16 protein-coding genes are annotated in these 17,179 nt (G+C 67.7%); 10 read left to right on the plus strand and 6 right to left on the minus strand.

Going from position 1 to position 17,179, the window contains the following annotated elements:
* The first annotated feature begins 207 nt into the window (after positions 1–207).
* The 6 genes from AC1RQG_RS11510 to AC1RQG_RS11535 all read left to right on the plus strand — a co-directional run bounded on the left by AC1RQG_RS11510 (position 208) and on the right by AC1RQG_RS11535 (position 8,625).
* Positions 208–2,415, plus strand: coding sequence for an ATP-binding protein (locus AC1RQG_RS11510; protein WP_493131373.1), 2,208 nt, complete (start codon positions 208–210; stop codon positions 2,413–2,415).
* Positions 2,416–2,419: 4 nt separating this feature from the next.
* Positions 2,420–3,577, plus strand: coding sequence for a GGDEF domain-containing protein (locus tag AC1RQG_RS11515; protein WP_493131375.1), 1,158 nt, complete (start codon positions 2,420–2,422; stop codon positions 3,575–3,577).
* Between the two features lie 8 nt (positions 3,578–3,585).
* Positions 3,586–3,822 carry a hypothetical protein gene (locus AC1RQG_RS11520; protein WP_493131377.1) on the plus strand — a complete coding sequence of 79 codons (237 nt, stop codon included), beginning with the start codon at positions 3,586–3,588 and terminating at the stop codon, positions 3,820–3,822.
* Positions 3,823–3,897: 75 nt separating this feature from the next.
* The gene (locus tag AC1RQG_RS11525) at positions 3,898–4,452 is read left to right on the plus strand and encodes a phasin family protein (protein WP_493131379.1); all 555 of its coding nucleotides are present in this window, start codon (positions 3,898–3,900) and stop codon (positions 4,450–4,452) included.
* Positions 4,453–4,585: 133 nt separating this feature from the next.
* Entirely contained in the window at positions 4,586–6,226 is a 1,641-nt protein-coding gene (locus tag AC1RQG_RS11530) for a VRR-NUC domain-containing protein (protein WP_493131381.1), read from the plus strand.
* Between the two features lie 50 nt (positions 6,227–6,276).
* Positions 6,277–8,625 (plus strand): helicase C-terminal domain-containing protein, encoded by a 2,349-nt coding sequence (locus tag AC1RQG_RS11535; protein ID WP_493131941.1) that lies wholly within the window; start codon positions 6,277–6,279, stop codon positions 8,623–8,625.
* Here AC1RQG_RS11535 and AC1RQG_RS11540 read toward each other — a convergent pair.
* The 3 genes from AC1RQG_RS11540 to trhA form a co-directional block, all read right to left on the minus strand.
* Positions 8,612–8,773, minus strand: a complete 162-nt coding sequence (locus AC1RQG_RS11540; RefSeq protein ID WP_493131383.1) for a hypothetical protein — start codon at positions 8,771–8,773, stop codon at positions 8,612–8,614. The genes AC1RQG_RS11535 and AC1RQG_RS11540 overlap by 14 nt on opposite strands.
* A 185-nt stretch (positions 8,774–8,958) precedes the next feature.
* Positions 8,959–9,840, minus strand: a complete 882-nt coding sequence (locus AC1RQG_RS11545; RefSeq protein ID WP_493131385.1) for a LysR substrate-binding domain-containing protein — start codon at positions 9,838–9,840, stop codon at positions 8,959–8,961.
* Between the two features lie 39 nt (positions 9,841–9,879).
* Positions 9,880–10,497 carry a PAQR family membrane homeostasis protein TrhA gene (gene trhA / locus AC1RQG_RS11550; protein WP_493131387.1) on the minus strand — a complete coding sequence of 206 codons (618 nt, stop codon included), beginning with the start codon at positions 10,495–10,497 and terminating at the stop codon, positions 9,880–9,882.
* A gap of 297 nt (positions 10,498–10,794) precedes the next feature.
* Between trhA and AC1RQG_RS11555 the strand changes: the two genes are divergently transcribed.
* Positions 10,795–11,889 carry a patatin-like phospholipase family protein gene (locus AC1RQG_RS11555; RefSeq protein WP_493131389.1) on the plus strand — a complete coding sequence of 365 codons (1,095 nt, stop codon included), beginning with the start codon at positions 10,795–10,797 and terminating at the stop codon, positions 11,887–11,889.
* Between the two features lie 122 nt (positions 11,890–12,011).
* Entirely contained in the window at positions 12,012–12,596 is a 585-nt protein-coding gene (locus AC1RQG_RS11560; protein ID WP_493131391.1) for a DVUA0089 family protein, read from the plus strand.
* Positions 12,597–12,692: 96 nt separating this feature from the next.
* Here AC1RQG_RS11560 and AC1RQG_RS11565 read toward each other — a convergent pair whose 3' ends face one another.
* The gene (locus tag AC1RQG_RS11565; protein ID WP_493131393.1) at positions 12,693–13,034 is read right to left on the minus strand and encodes a hypothetical protein; all 342 of its coding nucleotides are present in this window, start codon (positions 13,032–13,034) and stop codon (positions 12,693–12,695) included.
* A gap of 428 nt (positions 13,035–13,462) precedes the next feature.
* Here AC1RQG_RS11565 and AC1RQG_RS11570 point away from each other — a divergent pair, with 428 nt between their 5' ends.
* Complete coding sequence (locus tag AC1RQG_RS11570) at positions 13,463–14,548, plus strand: type II asparaginase (RefSeq protein WP_493131395.1); 1,086 nt, start codon at positions 13,463–13,465, stop codon at positions 14,546–14,548.
* A gap of 135 nt (positions 14,549–14,683) precedes the next feature.
* Here the strand turns inward: AC1RQG_RS11570 and AC1RQG_RS11575 are convergent, their stop codons facing one another.
* A complete protein-coding gene (locus tag AC1RQG_RS11575; protein ID WP_493131397.1) occupies positions 14,684–15,316 on the minus strand; it encodes a flavin reductase family protein in 633 nt (210 codons plus the stop codon).
* Between the two features lie 227 nt (positions 15,317–15,543).
* Between AC1RQG_RS11575 and AC1RQG_RS11580 the strand changes: the two genes are divergently transcribed.
* On the plus strand, positions 15,544–16,005 hold the full coding sequence (locus AC1RQG_RS11580; RefSeq protein ID WP_493131399.1) for a GNAT family N-acetyltransferase: 462 nt from the start codon (positions 15,544–15,546) through the stop codon (positions 16,003–16,005).
* Between the two features lie 6 nt (positions 16,006–16,011).
* Here AC1RQG_RS11580 and AC1RQG_RS11585 read toward each other — a convergent pair whose 3' ends face one another.
* Positions 16,012–17,121, minus strand: a complete 1,110-nt coding sequence (locus AC1RQG_RS11585; protein ID WP_493131401.1) for a 6-phosphofructokinase — start codon at positions 17,119–17,121, stop codon at positions 16,012–16,014.
* Positions 17,122–17,179: the final 58 nt, after the last annotated feature.

The following is a 17,179-nucleotide window of genomic DNA, read 5'->3' on the forward strand; positions in this document are numbered from 1 at the left end:
AGGTCCATGTGCCGCAAGGTGTGGGGGTTCGAGTCCCTCCGTGGGCACCACTCTACCGGATACGCGAAAAAGCCGCGAACTTTCACGAGTTCGCGGCTTTTTTCATTTCCGCGCCACACCACGCGCCCAGCGTTGTCCAAAATTGACGCGCCGCCGCACGGAACCGCCCTGCCCTCTCCCATCTTGTACTACACTTGCATTACCCGAATGCAACCTGCCCCACCCATGACCCAGCTGCCCCCTTCCGGCCTGCCGCACACCGTCCTGATCGCCACCAGTTCGGCGCCGGACTTGTCAGAGCTGCAGCGCCTGCTGTCCGGGCATGGGCTGCTGCTGCAATCGGTCAGCAAGGGCGACAGCGTGCTCAGCGCCGCCAGCGAGGGCAACATCGCGCTGGTGCTGCTCGACGTGACGCTGGCCGGCAGCGCCAGCTTTGAACTGTGCCAGCGCCTCAGCCATGGCGCGCGCGTGCACGCCCCCGTGTTCCTGCTGTCGGCCACGCCGAGCGAGGACGAGCGCGCGCGGGCCACGGCGGCCGGCGCCAGCCGCTACCTGGCGTTGCCGTTCCAGCCCGGCGCGCTGGCCGAACAGATCGTGGCGCAACTGGGCACGCCGGCCGCCACGCCGCCGGCGCCGCGCCTCGATGACCTCGAAATCAATTACCACACCCTGCTGGCCGGTTCGCCCGATGCCGTGCTGCTGCTGGACCTGGAACAGAACCGTCTGGTCAACGTGAACCGCAGCACCTGCCAGATGCTGGGCCGCACCGAGAACGTGCTGCTGCAATCGAGCCTGCTGGCCCTGTGCCCGCCCGAGCAGCCCGACGGCAAGAGTTCCGCCGACCGCCTGGCCGAGCACATGGCGCTGGTGGCGGCCGGCGACATCCGCGTGTTCGAGGCCCGTTTCAGCGACGGCAGCGGCCGCCCCATCGACTGCGAACTGCGCATGGTGGCGCTGGACGTGCCGGGCCGGCGCCTGATGCACATCCGACTGGTCGACATCACCGCGCGCAAGCGCGGCGAGGCGCTGCGCGAAGGCCAGAACAAGCTGCTGGAAATGGTGGCCGGCGGCGCGCCGCTGCAAGCGACGCTGGACCAGCTGATGCTGCTGATCGAATCGCAGTCCGACGGCGTGCTGTGCTCGGTGATGCTGCTGAACGCCGACGGGCGCAGCATGACGCCGGCCGCCGGCCCCAGCCTGCCGCAGGACTACCTGCGCAAGCTCGACGGCGTCATCATCGGCCCCGGCGTGGGCTCGTGCGGCACGGCCATGTTCCGCAAGGAGATGGTGATCGTGTCCGACATCACCGTCGATCCGCTGTGGACCCCGTACAAGCAACTGGCCGCGCCCCATGGCTTGCGGGCCTGCTGGTCGATCCCCATCCTGCTCGACGGCGACCAGGTGCTCGGCTCGTTCGCCATGTACTACCGCGAAGTGCGCTCGCCGGCCGCCGCCGACCAGCGCCTGATCAACGTGGCCACCCACCTGGCCGGCATCGCCATCGTGCGCGCGCGGCGCGAGGAGGAGCTGGCGCGCCACCAGGAACGGCTGGAGGAGCAGGTGGCGGCCCGCACGGCCGAACTGCAAAAGGCCAAGGAACAGGCGGAGATGGCCAACGATGAACTGAGCACGGCGCTCGACAACCTGAGCATGACGCAGGACGAGCTGGTGCGGCGCGACAAGCTGGCCGCGCTGGGCACGCTGGTGGCCGGCGTGGCGCACGAACTGAACACGCCCATCGGCAACAGCCTGATCGTGGCCACCACCATGAGCGAGCGCCTGCGCGCGCTGCGCCAGGACGTGGAAGGCGGCTTGCGCCGCTCCACGCTGGAGACGTACCTGGCGCAGGCCACCGAGGCCGACGCGGTGGTGGTGCGCAACCTCACGCGCGCGGCCAGCCTGGTCGACAGCTTCAAGCGCATCGCCGTGGACGCGGCCAGCTCGCAGCGGCGCCGCTTCCTGCTCGACCGGCTGGTGGCGGAACTGGTGCTGCCGCTGCAGGCGGCCGTCAAGGACTGCGACCTGACCGTGATCGAGGACATCGCGCCCAACCTGGAACTGGACAGCTACCCCGGCCCGCTCGACCAGGCCTTGACCCACCTGTTCGACAACAGCGTGCTGCACGGCTTCAGCGGCCGCACGGCCGGCACCATCGCGATCCGGGCCCGTCCCACGACGGCCGGCGAAGTGGAGCTGACGCTGACGGACAATGGCGCGGGCATCGCGGCGGCGCAACTGGCGCGCATCTACGACCCGTTCTACACCACGCGGCTGGGCCACGGCAGCAGCGGGCTCGGCCTGTACATCACCCACAACATCGTCACCGGCGTGCTGGGCGGACGTATCGAAGCGGTCAGCACGGACGGCCAGGGCACCTGCTTCACGCTGCTGCTTCCGGCCGTGGCGCCGCGCTGACACCATGCGCCTCCCCCATGCCCCCCTGTCGCTGGACATGGCGCCCCTGCGCAGCGAATTCCGCAACGCCGACGCCGAGCGCCAGTTCCAGCTGCACCACCTGGCCGACACCCAGGCCCAGTTGCGCGTCACGTTCCTGTTCTGCTCGTTCTTCTACCTGGCCTTCGCCGTCACCGACGTGATGTGGATGGGCTACACCAGCCACAGCGCGCTGCTGGTCGGCGTGCGGCTGCTGGTGGTGGCCATCGCGCTCACCAGCCTGCTGCTGTTGCGCCGCTATCCGCGCTCGCTGGCCACGGCCCGCGTCGTCGCCACCGTCACCGAGGCGGCCGCGTGCGCGGGCTTCCTGCTGATCGCGGCGTGGCGCTCGTCGGAATTCTCGCTGCATGCGATCTCGATGACCATCCTGATCATCGTGCTCTACATTTACATCCCGAACCGGATGCTGTACACGCTGGGCGTGGCCATATCGGCCACCATCGGCTTCGTGCTGCTGGCGCGGCTGCTGGGCACCATGCGCGAGGTGGAACTGGCCACCATGGCCACCCTGCTGGCGCTGGCCAATGTGTTCGGCTACGTGGCCGCGCGCCGCTACCAGCTGCTGTGGCGCGACGAGTTCCGGGCCCAGACCGTGCTCAAGAACCTGTCCGTGCGCGACCCGCTCACCGGCTGCTTCAACCGGCGCCACCTGCACGAGCAACTGCTGGAGACGGAACTGTCGCGCGCCCAGCGCTACCAGCTCAGCCTGACCGTCATCATGTGCGACCTCGACCATTTCAAGAACGTCAACGACAGCTTCGGCCACCACGGCGGCGACGCGGTGCTGGTGGCCTTCGCCGGCCTGATGCAGGCCATGACGCGCGACAGCATCGACAGCGTGGTGCGCTACGGCGGCGAGGAATTCCTGCTGATCCTGCCGGAGACGGATCTGCGCGGCGGCGTGCAACTGGCCGAGCGGCTGCGGCAGGCGCTGGCGTCCAATCCCGTGCCCCACGGCGAGCACATGATCCGGGCCACGGCCAGCTTCGGCGTGGCCAGCATCGACTTCGCCGAGCCCGAGAGCATCGCGGCCCAGCAAACCATGATCGCCACGGCCGACAAGCTGCTGTACGCGGCCAAGGAAGGCGGGCGCAACCAGGTCTGCGCGCTCCAGCTGCCATGACGCGCACGATGCCCACCCCACATCTGCCATCCGGTGCCAGGCGCCGGCCGTTGGTGACGGCGCTGGCGGCCGTCCTGCTGGTGGCCAGCGCCGCGCTGTGCGCCAAGCCCGCGCCTTGGTACAAATGGCGCAGCAAGATCGATGGCGCCACCGCCTGTTCGCAATGGCCGCTGGGGCCGGGCTGGGAGCGCGCCGGCGGCCCCTATCGCGATGGTCGTTGCGAAAAGCCCCTGGTTGTTAAATAATGGGGAGCAAGGACAATTCAGCAGGACCGGCTTCAAGCGAACGATAGCACCATCCCATCACCACGAGGAGAACCTATGTTTACGAATCCCGAACAATTTGCCAACGCAACGAAAGCCCTGTTTGAATTTCAACTTGAAACCTTCAACGCCCTGACCAACCGCGCGGTCCAAGGGGTGGAACAGGTGGTCGCGCTCAACATGTCCACCGCCAAATCGAACGTGGAGGACAGCCTGGCGGCCGGCAAGGCGCTGAGCCAGGCGCAGGATGCCAAGGCCGCCATGGAGCTGGCCGCCGCCCACGTGCAGCCGGGCATGGCCGGCGCGGCCGCGTACAACCAGCAACTGGGCGACATCATCGCCGAGATCCGCGAGGAATTCACGCGCGCGGCCGACGCGCACGTGGCCGAGGCCAAGAGCAACCTGAGCGCGCTGATCTACGACGTGACGAAGAATGTGCGTCCCGGCTCGGAGAACGCCGTGCAGATCGTCAAGACGGCCATCGACAACGCCTTCGCCGGCTACGAGCAGGTGACCAAGGCCACCAAGGAAGCCGTGTCGGCGGTCGAAGCCCAGATCGCCAAGGCTTCGGCCATCGTGGAGCAGAACACCGCCAAGGCCGCAAAAAAATAGCCCGCTCCGCAATTGGGGACGTAACACAATAAGCAATGCGTTACGTCCCCAATTCTTCAATTGTGCTGTGCAAGCGGCGCCGGACGCGATAGACTGTACATAGATACAGTTATTCCGCCGTCCGTCCTCCGCAATGATCAAAGTCCTGGAAAACCCGTTTTACTATCTGGACAACTTCCAGCTTGTCCTGAGCTGGATCGGCGAACGCTACGACGATCTGCTGACGGCCGACGAACGCGCCTTCCTCCATGGTTTCCCCGCCCTGCCCCGGACGGCCCGCGCGCTGTTCGTGCGCATGGTGATGCGCAAGGGCGAGCTGTTCCGCGCCAGCAAGCTGGCCTACGCGGAAATCGGCAACAGCATGGCGGCCGCCGCGCCGCTGGCCGAACAGGGCTGGATCGAGGCCGATCCCGTGCTCACGCTGGAGCAGTTGTTCGAGCTGCTGCAAAAGCCGGAGATCGGCCGCCTGTTCCAGCTCTCGCCGCAGGAAAAGACCCTGCGCAAGGCCGACCAGCTGGAAGCGCTGCGCGCGCGCCATGCGGGCGCCCACCGTTTCTCGGCCTGGCATCCGGACGCCGGCGACCAGGTCTACCACATCGTCACCCAGCCCCTGTGCGACCGGCTGCGCCTGATCTTCTTTGGTAACTTCCACCAGGACTGGACCGAGTTCGTGCTGTCCGACCTGGGCATCTACCAGTACGAGAAGGTGGCGTTCTCGCCGGCCGCGCGCGGCTTCCGCACCCGCCACGATATCGACAACTACCTGCAACTGCACCAGTGCCGCGAGCGCTTCCAGGCCGGCGAGGACGTGGCGGCCGTGCTGGCCGACCTGCCGCCCTGCGCGCCCGACAACGAATGGCTGCACAGCCGGCGCGACCGGCTGCTGTTCCAGTTCGCCCAGCAGCTGGAAAAGCAGCAGGACTGGGCCGCCGCCCACGCGCTGTACGCCGGCTGCACCTACCCCGGCGCCCGCGCGCGCGCCATCCGCGTGCTGGAAAAGGATGGCCGCCACGCGGATGCCTACGCGCTGTTGCAAGCGGCGTGGCGGCAGCCGGAGAGCGAGGCCGAACGGCTGCAACTGCTGCGCATGGCGCCTCGGCTGGCGCGCAGCCTGGGCCACGCCAAACCGGCCGCCGCCGCGCCCGTCCAGCCCCGCCGCATCGACCTGAGCCTGCCGCCGCCGGCTGAACCGAGCTACGTGGAACTGGTGGTGCGCGACCACCTGACGCGCGACGACGCCCCCGTCTACTACGTGGAGAACGCGCTGATCAACTCGCTGTTCGGCCTGCTGTGCTGGGACGCCGTGTTCAGCGCCATCCCCGGCGCCTTCTTCCACCCGTTCCACCGTGGCCCGGCCGACCTGCACAGCGCCGACTTCCAGCGCCGCCGCGCGTCCCAGTTCGCGGCCTGCCTGGCGCAGCTCGACGACGGCAGCTACCGCGCCACCATCGCGCACAACTTCAGCGCCAAGTACGGCATCCAGTCGCCGTTCGTGTTCTGGGAGGCGCTGGACGAGCGGTTGCTGGCCCTGGCGCTGGACTGCATCCCGCCCCGTCATTTGCGGCACGCGTTCGAGCGCATCCTGCAGGACGTCAAGGCCAACCGCAGCGGCTTCCCCGACCTGATCCAGTTCTGGCCGGCCGAGCGGCGCTACGCCATGATCGAAGTCAAAGGCCCCGGCGACCGCCTGCAGGACAGCCAGCAGCGCTGGATCGACTACTGCGCCGCGCACGACATGCCGGTGGCCGTCTGCTACCTCCAATGGGCGCAATGAGCACGGCGGACGCGATGGAGGCGACGGACGCGATGGAGGCGGCGGACGCAATGGAGGCGGTGGCCGCTGTGGACGCTGTGGACGCTGTGGCCGCGACGACCGGGCAGCGCTACACGGTCGCCGTGCGCGCGCTGTGCGAGTTCACGGCCAAGGCGGGCGACCTTGATCTGCGTTTCACACCCGCGCCCACGGCGCAGGAAGGCATCGCCGGCCACGCCGTGGTGGCCGCGCGCCGCGACGACGATTACCAGCGCGAGCTGCCGCTATCGGGCGACCACGGCCCGCTGCGCGTGCGCGGGCGCGCCGATGGCTACGATCCGCGCCGCCGCCAGCTGGAGGAAGTGAAGACCTATCGCGGCGACCTGGCGCGCATGCCGGACAACCACCGCCAGCTGCACTGGGCCCAGTTGAAGATCTACGGCCACCTGCTGTGCCGCGAACGGGGGCTGGAACAAGTGCGCCTGGCCCTGGTCTATTTCGACATCGCCAGCCAGAAGGAAACCGTGCTGCACGAGGACCACACGGCCACCGGGCTGCAAGCCTATTTCGAGCAGCAGTGCGGCCTGTTCCTCGCCTGGGCGCGGCAGGAACTGGCGCACCGCGCCGAACGCGACGCCCAGCTCAAGGCCATGCGCTTCCCGCACGCCACGTTCCGTCCCGGCCAGCGCCAGCTGGCCGAAGCCATGTACAAGGCCAGCAACCGCGCCTGCTGCCTGCTGGCGCAGGCGCCAACCGGCATCGGCAAGACCGTGGGCAGCCTGTTCCCCATGCTCAAGGCGAGCGCCGAACACGGATTGGACAAGGTGTTCTTCCTGGCCGCGAAGACGCCGGGCCGCCAGATGGCGCTGGACGCGGCGGCCATGCTGCGCCGCGCCGCGCCGCTGCTGCCGCTGCGCACGCTGGAGCTGGCGGCCCGCAACACGGCCTGCGAGCATCCGGAACTGGCCTGCCACGGCGAATCGTGTCCGCTGGCACGCGGCTTCTACGACCGCCTGCCCGCCGCCCGCGCCGCCGCGCTGCAAGTGGCCACGCTGGACCGGGCCGCGCTGCGCGAGGTGGGCCTCGCGCACCAGGTCTGCCCCTACTACCTGGGCGCCGAGATGGCGCGCTGGGCCGACCTGGTGGTGGGCGACTACAACTACTATTTCGACGCCGGCGCCATGCTGCATGGCCTCACGCAGATGCACGGCTGGAAGGTCAATGTACTGGTGGACGAGGCGCACAACATGGTGTCGCGCGCCCGCGCCATGTATTCGGCCGAACTCGAACACGCGTCCCTGCGCATGCTGCGCAAGGTCGCGCCGGCGGAACTGAAAAAGCCGCTGGACCGCCTGCACCGCCAGTGGAACGCGCTGGAAAAGGAGCAGCAGGAAGACTACCAGGCCTACCCCGGCCTGCCGGACAAATACATGGCGGCCCTGCAGGGCGTGGCCGGCGCCATCACCGACCACATGGCCGACCATCCGGGCCACGTGGACCCGGAGCTGCAATCGTTCTACTTCGATGTACTGCAATTCACGCGGCTGGCCGACACCTTCGGCGACCATTCGCTGTTCGACATCGCCCAGGGCGGCCCGGCCGGGCGCAACGCGAGCCACAGCAACTCCGTTCTCTGCATCCGCAACATCGTGCCCGCCCCGTTCCTCAAGCCGCGCTTCGAGGCCGCCCACACCGTCGCCCTGTTCTCGGCCACCCTCAGCCCCTGGAACTATTTCAGCGACACGCTGGGCATGCCCGCCACCACGGCCTGGGTGGACGTGGAATCGCCGTTCGCGGCCGAACAATTGTCGGTGCGGGTGGCCGGCCACATCTCGACCCGCTACCAGCACCGGCGCCAGTCGCTGGCGCCGATCGCGGCGCTGATGGAGGCGCAGTACCGCAGCCAGCCCGGCAACTACCTGGCCTTCTTCAGCAGCTTCGATTACATGGAGCAGGCGGCCACGCTGTTCGCCGAACGCTGCCCGGACGTGCCGCAGTGGCGCCAGGCGCGCCGCATGGACGAGGCGGAACGGGCGCAATTCCTGGAGCGCTTCGCGCCCGACAGCGTGGGCATCGGCTTCGCCGTGTTGGGTGGTGCGTTTGGTGAAGGGGTGGACTTACCGGGTGCGCGCCTGATCGGCGCCTTCATCGCCACGCTGGGCCTGCCGCAAATTAATCCCGTCAACGAGCAGATACGGGTGCGCATGCAGGCCACGTTCGGCGCCGGCTACGACTACACGTATCTGTATCCGGGCATCCAGAAGGTGGTGCAGGCGGCGGGCCGCGTGATCCGCACCCAGACCGACCAGGGCACCGTGTTCCTGATCGACGACCGTTTCGGCCGGCCGGAGATCCAAGCCCTGCTGCCAGGCTGGTGGCACATCGAGCGGACCGCGCCGCCCGCCATCACGCCCGGCTGACGCTTGCGTAGGGCCAGCCCGACAGAGACAGGCCCCAGCCCAGCTGGCGGCGGATTTCGTGCGGCGAAGGCGGTGGTTTGGCATCACGCGAGCGGCGCTCCAGGTAGGCGCGCACGAGGTATTTGGATGGATGGTTGGATTGAACCATGATGCCCTCGCATTGGTAGCGTTGTTGGTGCCGGGGACTCGGGGCGCCCGGCCAACCCGCCGGTGGTGCCGGATCCTTGTCGGTATCGCCCCACCAGGCAATTCATCATATGCCCGCGCCGCGCGTGCACACTGTACGCTCACGCACACACGCCGCCGCGCGGCGCGGCGCGGCGCGCGCCACGCTCACAGTTTTTGCTGGAGGAAGTCGAGGAAGCAGCGGATGCGCTGCGACAACTGCGTGTTGCGGTAGTAGACGGCGTGGATCTGCTGGCGGTGGCCCGTGTAGCTGCCCACCAGCACCTTGACCAGGCGCCCGGCCTCGATGTCGGCGCGGGTCATGAACTCGGCCAGACAGGCGATGCCCTGGCCGGCCAGCGCCAGCTGGCGCAGCGTCTCGCCGCTGGTGGCCGTCATGGTGGGCGTGATGTCGAGGCTGTTGCCGCCGGCGTGGCGCAGCGGCCAGTGGTTGTCCGCCGCGTTGTGCGCGTAGCCGAGCAGGACGTGGCCGGCCAGTTCCTCCGGCGAGGCGGGGATGCCATGCGCGTTCAGGTAGGCCGGGCTGGCCAGCAGGTACAGCGGGCTGGAGCCGAGCGCATGGGCGTGCAGCGTCGTGTCGGCCACGGTGCCGACGCGGATCGCGATGTCGGTGCGCTGCTCGATCAGGTCGTCGAGCTGGTCGTTGCTGCTCAATTGCAGCCGGATCTCCGGGTACATGGCGCGAAACGCCGCCACGTGCGGCACCACGCAGTGCAGCATGAACGGCGAAGCGGCGTCCACGCACAATCGCCCGGCCGGTTTTTGCTGGCGGATGCGGATCGCCTCCTCGGCCTCCTCCATGGCGGCCAGGATGTTGCGTGCCCTGTCCAGGAACAGCTGCCCTTCCTCGGTCAGCTCCATGCGGCGCGTGGTGCGCGTGAGCAGCGAGGTGGCCAGCTTGTCTTCAAGGCGCGACAGCGCGCGGCTGACGCCGGAGGTGGTCTGCCCGAGGTGGACCGAGGCGGCGCTCAGGGTGCCGCTGTCGATCACGGCGACGAAGGTTTTCAAATCGTCGGAATGGATATCCAAAATAGTCCCGCGTGGTGAGGTCGTTGAAACGCACCACCGTCACGCCACATACAGCAGCACCGCGCCGAAATGGCACATGCTGCCGCCAAGGACGAACAGGTGCCAGACGCCGTGCCCATGGCGCAGCTTGTGATCGGTGGCATAAAATCCAATGCCGCCCGTGTACAGCAGGCCGCCGGCGGCCAGCCACAGGAAACCGTTCCAGCCCAGCGCGGCGACCAGCGGCCGCACGCCGATCACGCTCAGCCAGCCCATCAGCACGTAGATCAGCAGCGACAGCACGCGCGCCCCGCGCGCATACCACAGCTCCTGCACGATGCCGATCGCCGCCAGCGTCCACACGGCGCCGAACAGCCACCAGCCCCACGGTCCGCGCAGGCTCACCAGCGTGAACGGCGTGTAGCTGCCCGCGATCAGCAGGTAGATGGCGCAGTAGTCGAGCCGGCGCAGCCACTGCTTGGCCGGACCGCGCACGCTGTGGTACAGGGTCGAGGCCAGGTACAGCGTCAGCAGCGAAGCCACATAGACGCTGAAGCTGACCACCTTCCAGGGATCGCCGCTGCGCACCGCCATGGCGATCAGCAGCGTGCCGCCGACGGCCGCGAGCGCGGCGCCCACGGTGTGGGTGATGCTGTTGAAGCGTTCTCCGTAGTACATGAACTGGTTCCGATGCGGGCCGGGGACCGCAAAGCGTGCGGCGACATCCCGCATTCTAGCCCTCGGCCAGCCTCGCCGTCTTGACATGGCATAGGTTCGAGCCCGCTTTAGTGGTCCCCCACTACCGGCCGCGATACCAGACGAACATTGGTAAAAACGCAATCCTAGCACAGCATTTTGTTGGCGAGAAGAAATGTTACAATTTTATCGACAATATGAAAAAATTATTGCCGGCGCCGCTGACGATTTCCGCCGCCCAGCCGGCGTGCGTCCGCGCCGGTGTGGTATGGTGCCCCCATGACGCAAGCAACTCCCTATCAGCGCTGCATGGTGATGGCCGGCGGCGGATTCCGTTTCGGCATCTACCTCGGCATGTACGCGGCCGCGCGCCAGGCCGGCTGCGCGCCCGACCTGCTGCTGGCCAGCTGCGGCGGCTCGATCGCCGCCACCATCATCCACCAGCTGCCGGACGACGCCGCCCGGCGCGCCTGGCTCACCTCGCGCGCCATGTACCGCTTCTGGTGCGAGCTGAGGTCGGCCCAGCACGCGGGCATGGCCGGCACGTTGCTGGGCGCGGCCCGGCGCAAGCTGTCGGCGGCGCGCGCGCCCGTCATTCCCGACCTGTTCCGCGACTACCTGTTCGAGATCCCGCCCGCCCTGCCGTTCCCGCCCGTCACCGGCACCCCGGCGGTGGACGTGGCCATCATCGGCGGCAAGCTGCTGTTCGGTCCGGACGACGTGGGGCGGCCGCGCGGCCAGCGCAAGCTGTTCGCGGAAACCGTGTTCTGCGGCCCGCGCGCGGCCGCCCTGCTGGACGGCATGGCCTCGCCCCTGAGCGATCCGCGCTGGGGCGAGCACGCGGTGGCCGACACGCTGCAGACCGACGGCACCGTCCCGCTGACGGAAGCGGCCCGGCTGTCGATCGCCGACATGATTTATTTCCGCTGCCAGCATCACGGCGGCCACGATTACATCGGCGGCGTGCTCGACCTGTTCCCGATCGAGATCGCGCGCCGCCTGGCCGGCCACGTGGCCATCGAATACAAGGAAGCGTTCGACCAGGCGTTCGCCATCCCCGCCTGGCGCGCCGTGCTGGGCCTGGACGGCAACGAGCGGCTGCGCTACGCCAACAGCCACCCGGCCGACGTGCGCATCGACGCCTCGGACGTGTCGCGCGCGCTGGCGCGCCAGCAGATGCAGAAGAAGCTGGATTGGCGCCGCAACCGCATCCGGCTCGTCATGCCGCGCGACTACGCCACCTTCGTCCAGCACATGAACGACCAGTGGCAGTATGGCTACGAGCGGGCCATGGAAGCCTATGGCCGGCCGCCGGGCGCGCAGCCCGCGTTCCGCCGCAGCAACCGCCATACCGAGGCGCGGCGCGGCGCCTGAGGCTGCCCCGTTGCTTGCAGCACGCAAGCGGCGATATCAAAAAAGCATGACAAAAATTCCATTCTTTGAAATAATGCACTGTCTTTTTGACATTGTTTTAAATTCAATTTTGGGGATATGATATGAAGAAACTCAAGCTCTTGCTGGGCAGTGCCCTGCTGGCCGCCTTCGCCGCACCGAGCCAGGCCGCCGACTTCAACTTCAGCGGCACCATCCGCTACCAGAAGGACGTGATCCAGATCCCGTTCACGCTGCTGCAGGACGCCACCAATGTCAAAGTGTGGACCGACTCCTACCTGCACGGCGTCAATTTCGACCCGATCACGGCGGTCTGGAAAGACGGCGCCCTGGTCGGCCAGAACGACGATGCCGACGACATCGCCCCCGGCCAGACCGTGTTCGACTCGGGCCTGAAGTTCGACACGCTGGCGGCCGGCAACTACCTGTTCACCATCGCCGCCTACAACAACTGGGCCAACGGCAACCAGCTGAGCCAGGGCTTCCGCTTCGACAATGACGACGCCATCCCGCTGGCCAACTGGGACCAACCGGCCAGCCACCGCGGCATGGGCCCGAACTGGAGTGTGCACCTGAGCGGTGTGGACGGCGCCACCCCGCCGCCGGTGCCGGAACCGGAAAGCTACGCCATGCTGGCGGCCGGTCTCGGTCTGCTGGCCTGCGTCGCCCGCCGCAAGAACAAGGCGTAAGCCGCGTCAGCGCGCAATGGCGCCACGCTCATTTATCGCGGTCTGCGATAAATCGGGCCTGGCGCCATTTTTATTTGATGAATGGCGTGGACCGCGTCAGCGGCACAATTGCGCCCACGATGCATCGAATTCGGCCGGCGCCACGTCCTGCGCCAACAGGGTCAGGTCGCGCGCGACCGATATGTAGCGCTGGAAACCGATGTAGCCGCCGAACGCATCCTTGGCGTTCACTTCGCCGCACGGCGCGCCTTTTTTACCGATGAACTGGTTGCGGAACTGGGCCGACGAGGGTTCCAGCACCTTTTCCTTCACGTATTTTTCACCGAGACTGGTCAGCGTGGCCGCCGATTCCTGCTGGCGTTGCGCTTCGGACTTGCCGCAGCCGGCCACGCTCGCGCACACGAACACGGCCAGCCACACGGCCGATAGCTTGTTCATAATCTTCCATCCTGATGTGTTTCGCATAGTTTTAGTGCATTATCGGTCAAAATCGCGCGGTCTGCATGGATTCATTGTCAAAGTGAAATTTTAATAGAATTGACATCCCCGCCCCGTCCAACTATTCAGAACCGGATCCGGGGCCGCGTCCAAGCGATTGGACGGCAGCGCCGGCAGCCGGCGACGGCAGCGGGAAAAAACCGTTTAATTACAAGACCTTGCCAACCAGCCCAAGGCAGGCATACGCAGGCATGCGGTTTGCTAACCAGACAAGTTGTCCGGGGCGCCACGCCACCGGCCGATAGCAAAGCCACGGCGGAAGCGTTTCCCCGACCTGTCCATAACGCGCCAGCGACGCGCGTTGTTGACACGAATGAAATCGCTTCCCACAATGTGAATTTGTGACCACCTACTATAACGGAGAACACATGCTGCATCGCACACCCAAGCCCTTTCTGACCGTCGTCTTCGCCTTTGTCGTCCTGCTCGCCGGCAACGCGCGGGCCGACACGGCCGCGCCGCACCTGGCCAACGTCACCATCCTCGCCACCGGCGGCACCATCGCCGGCTCGGGCAGCACCACCACCACCACCATCGGCTACACGGCCGCCACGGTCGGCGTCAACAGCCTGATCCAGGCGGTGCCGGAACTGAACAAGGTGGCCCATGTGACGGGCGAACAAGTGTTCCAGATCGCCAGCGAAAACATGAACAATGAATACTGGCTCACGCTGGGCAAACGCGTGAACGAACTGCTGGCGCGCCCGGACGTGGACGGCATCGTCATCACCCACGGCACCGACACGCTGGAGGAGACGGCCTACTTCCTCGACCTGGTGGTCAAGAGCCACAAGCCGGTGGTGCTGGTGGGCGCCATGCGCCCCAGCACGGCGCTGTCGGCCGACGGCCCCATCAACCTGTACAACGCCGTGCTGCTGGCGGCCAGCCACGAGGCCGTCGGCCAGGGCGTGCTGGTGGCCATGAATGACCAGATCCACGCCGCGCGCGACGTCACCAAGACCAACACCTCCACGCCGGACACCTTCAAGACCACGGAACTGGGCATGCTCGGCTACATCCAGGGCAACCACCCCTACTTCTACCACCGCGCCATGCGCAAGCACACGGCCGACACCGAGTTCGACATCAGCAAGCTGCAGAGCCTGCCGCAAGTGGACATCGTGTACGGCTACGCCAACATGGGTCCGGCCGCGCTGAACGCCTTCGTGGCCGGCGGCGCCAAGGGCATCATCCACGCCGGCGTGGGCGACGGCAGCCTGGCCAACAAGGTCAAGCCTGCACTGGTGGCGGCCCGCAAACAGGGTGTGGTGATCGTGCGCGCCAGCCGCGTCGGCCAGGGCATCGTGGCCCGCAACGGCGAAGCCAACGACGATGAACTGGACTTCGTGGCGGCCGACACGCTGAACCCGCAGAAGGCGCGCATCCTGCTGATGCTGGCCCTCACGCGCACCAGCGACAGCAAGGAAATCCAGCGTATCTTCTACACCTACTGATCGCGCCCGGGACGCCGGCCTCCGGCGTCCCTCTCCACCTTGCCGGTCTCCGGCGTCCCTCTCCACCTTGCCGGACCCCGGCGTCCCTCTTCACCGTGCCGGCTTCCGGCGCGCCACTTCAACGCGCGGCCCGGTTCAGGGCCAGGACGGACGCGCCATGCGGAACAGCGCATCGGCGCCGATTTCAAAATAATCGGCCGGGCCGCCGCCGCGCAGGATGGGCCGCGCGGCGGCCGTGTCGTACACCCCATCGACCAGCAGGGGGCGCGCGATGTGCACGCCCACCACCTCGCCGAGCACCAGCCAGGTCGGCACGGCGCCGCCATCGGCCCGCGTCAGCTGGATGATCTGCGTCTTGCGGCATTCGAACGCCACCGGGCTTTGCGCCACGCGCGGCACTTGCACCAGCCGCGACGGCGCCGCCGCGAGACCCGCCAGGTCGAATTCGTCGACCTCGGCCGGCGCCGCCGCGCAGCTGGCGTTCATGGCCTCGGCCAGCGGCCGTGTCGCCAGGTTCCACACGAATTCCCCCGTCTCCTCGATATTGCGCAGCGTGTCCTTGCGGCCGATGCTGGCGAAGCCGATGATGGGCGGCGTGTAGTTGAAGGCGTTGAAAAAACTGTACGGCGCCAGATTGCGCTGTCCGGCCGCGCTACAGCTGGCGATCCAGCCGATGGGACGGGGACCGACGATGGCGTTGAACGGGTCGTGCGGCAGGCCGTGGCCGAGCGCGGGCTGATAGAAATGCATGGAGTCGGGAGGCGTCATGGATGGTCGCATAAGCAGGCGTTGGCCTGACTGTCGCATTTTCGCACATGGCGGGCCCCGGACCGGGCCACGACATGGCGATTTTGCCTCATACAAACGCAACGGAAACAATTTATACAAATAAGTGATTGCGAGTCAATTGTGCGCGGCATAGGATCAACGGACGGACGGCCCCTCCGCGCACCCCGCGTGACGGCCAGCCATACCCTCACTCACCGATCAGCCCCATGTCGCTCGCGCTTACCTTCCACCCCCTCGCCAAACCGCCCACCAAACTGTTGCACAGCATGCGTCGCGACGCCGGCTGGCCCGAAACCACCGCTGCCGACCATGCCCAGCCCCATCCGATGGGACGGGTGCAGTGGGTCAGCGTGGAAAGCGCCAGGACCACGATCGCCATCGCCCGGCTGGAACTGGCCCCGCCCGAATTCTGCTACGTGGCCGACCTGATCGTCGCCAGCAAGCACCGGGGCCAGGGCGTGGGCCGCTGGTTCCTGCGGCACATCGAACAGTATTGCCTGGACCTGGGCATACGGCGGCTGCTGCTGCAGGCGGCGCCCGACACCGAGCGCTTCTACGCCACCCTGCTGTTCGCGCCCGACGCGCGCGCGCCCGGCTTCCTGAAGAAGGAACTCAATCCCTTCCAGCGCAAGAGCTTCATCGCGCCCACCGCCCGCATGCGTCCCTGAACGCGGCTAATCGCCGAGGCAAATCCCCAGGTCGCGCGCGGTGCGCACCGTGTCGCCATCGAGCGGCACGTTCTTCATGCGGCCCGCCACCTGCGCCAGCGGCACGTATCGCATATTCGGATAAGCCAGCGACACCATGACGCCGGACTGCCCCGCGTCCAGCGCCCGCACGGCCGCCGCGCCGAAGCGCAGGGCCGCCAGCCGGTCGAACGCGCTCGGGCTGCCGCCGCGCAGCAAGTGTCCGAGCACGACGGCGCGCGCATCCTTGCCGGTGCGCGCCTGCAGCTCGCGCGCCACGTGCTCGCCGGCCCCGCCCAGCCGTTCGGCGTGGCCGGCCACGGCCGGCGCCAGCACGTCGCGCGCGCCGCCGGCCGCCTGCGCGCCCTCGGCCACCACCACGATCGAGTAACTGTGGCCGGCCCGTTCCCGGGCCGTGATGGCGGCCGCCACCCGTTCCAGGTCGTAGGGTATCTCGGGCAGCAGGATGGCGTGCGCGCCGCCGGCGATGCCCGTGTGCAGCGCGATCCAGCCGGCATACCGGCCCATCACCTCCACCACCATCACGCGCTGGTGGCTCTCGGCCGTGCTGTGCAGCCGGTCCACGCATTCCGTGGCGAAGGCGACGGCCGTGTCGAAACCGAAGGTGGTGGTGGTCTGGTCCAGGTCGTTGTCGATGGTCTTGGGCACGCCCACCACGCGCAAGCCCTTGCGCGCCAGCGCGTCGGCGATGGTGAGCGAGCCGTCGCCGCCCACGGCCACCAGCGCGTCGATGCCCTCGCGCGCGAACCAGGCCAGCAGCTCGTCGCTGCGGTCCACTTCCAGCACCGAGCCGTCGGCCTGCGTGGTGGGGAAGCTGAGCGGGTTGCCGCGGTTGGTGGTGCCCAGCATGGTGCCGCCCAGGTGGGCGATGCCGCGCACCCGTTCGGCCATCAGGCGCAGCACGCCGCCGTCCGGATAGCGTTCGGGGCACAGGATGCCGTTGTAGCCGTCGCGGATGCCCACGCATTCCCAGCCCCGCTCCAGCGCCGCCAGCACGGTGGCGCGGATCACGGCGTTCAGGCCGGGCGCGTCGCCGCCGCCGGTGTTGATGGCGATGCGGCGTATCGGTGATGACATGACGTTCTCCTGCGGACGGGTTGATGGCGACGGGTTGAAGGTATTAGTCACGCAGTAT

It is taken from the genome of Rugamonas sp. GW822-FHT03B10 (genome assembly GCF_058801745.1).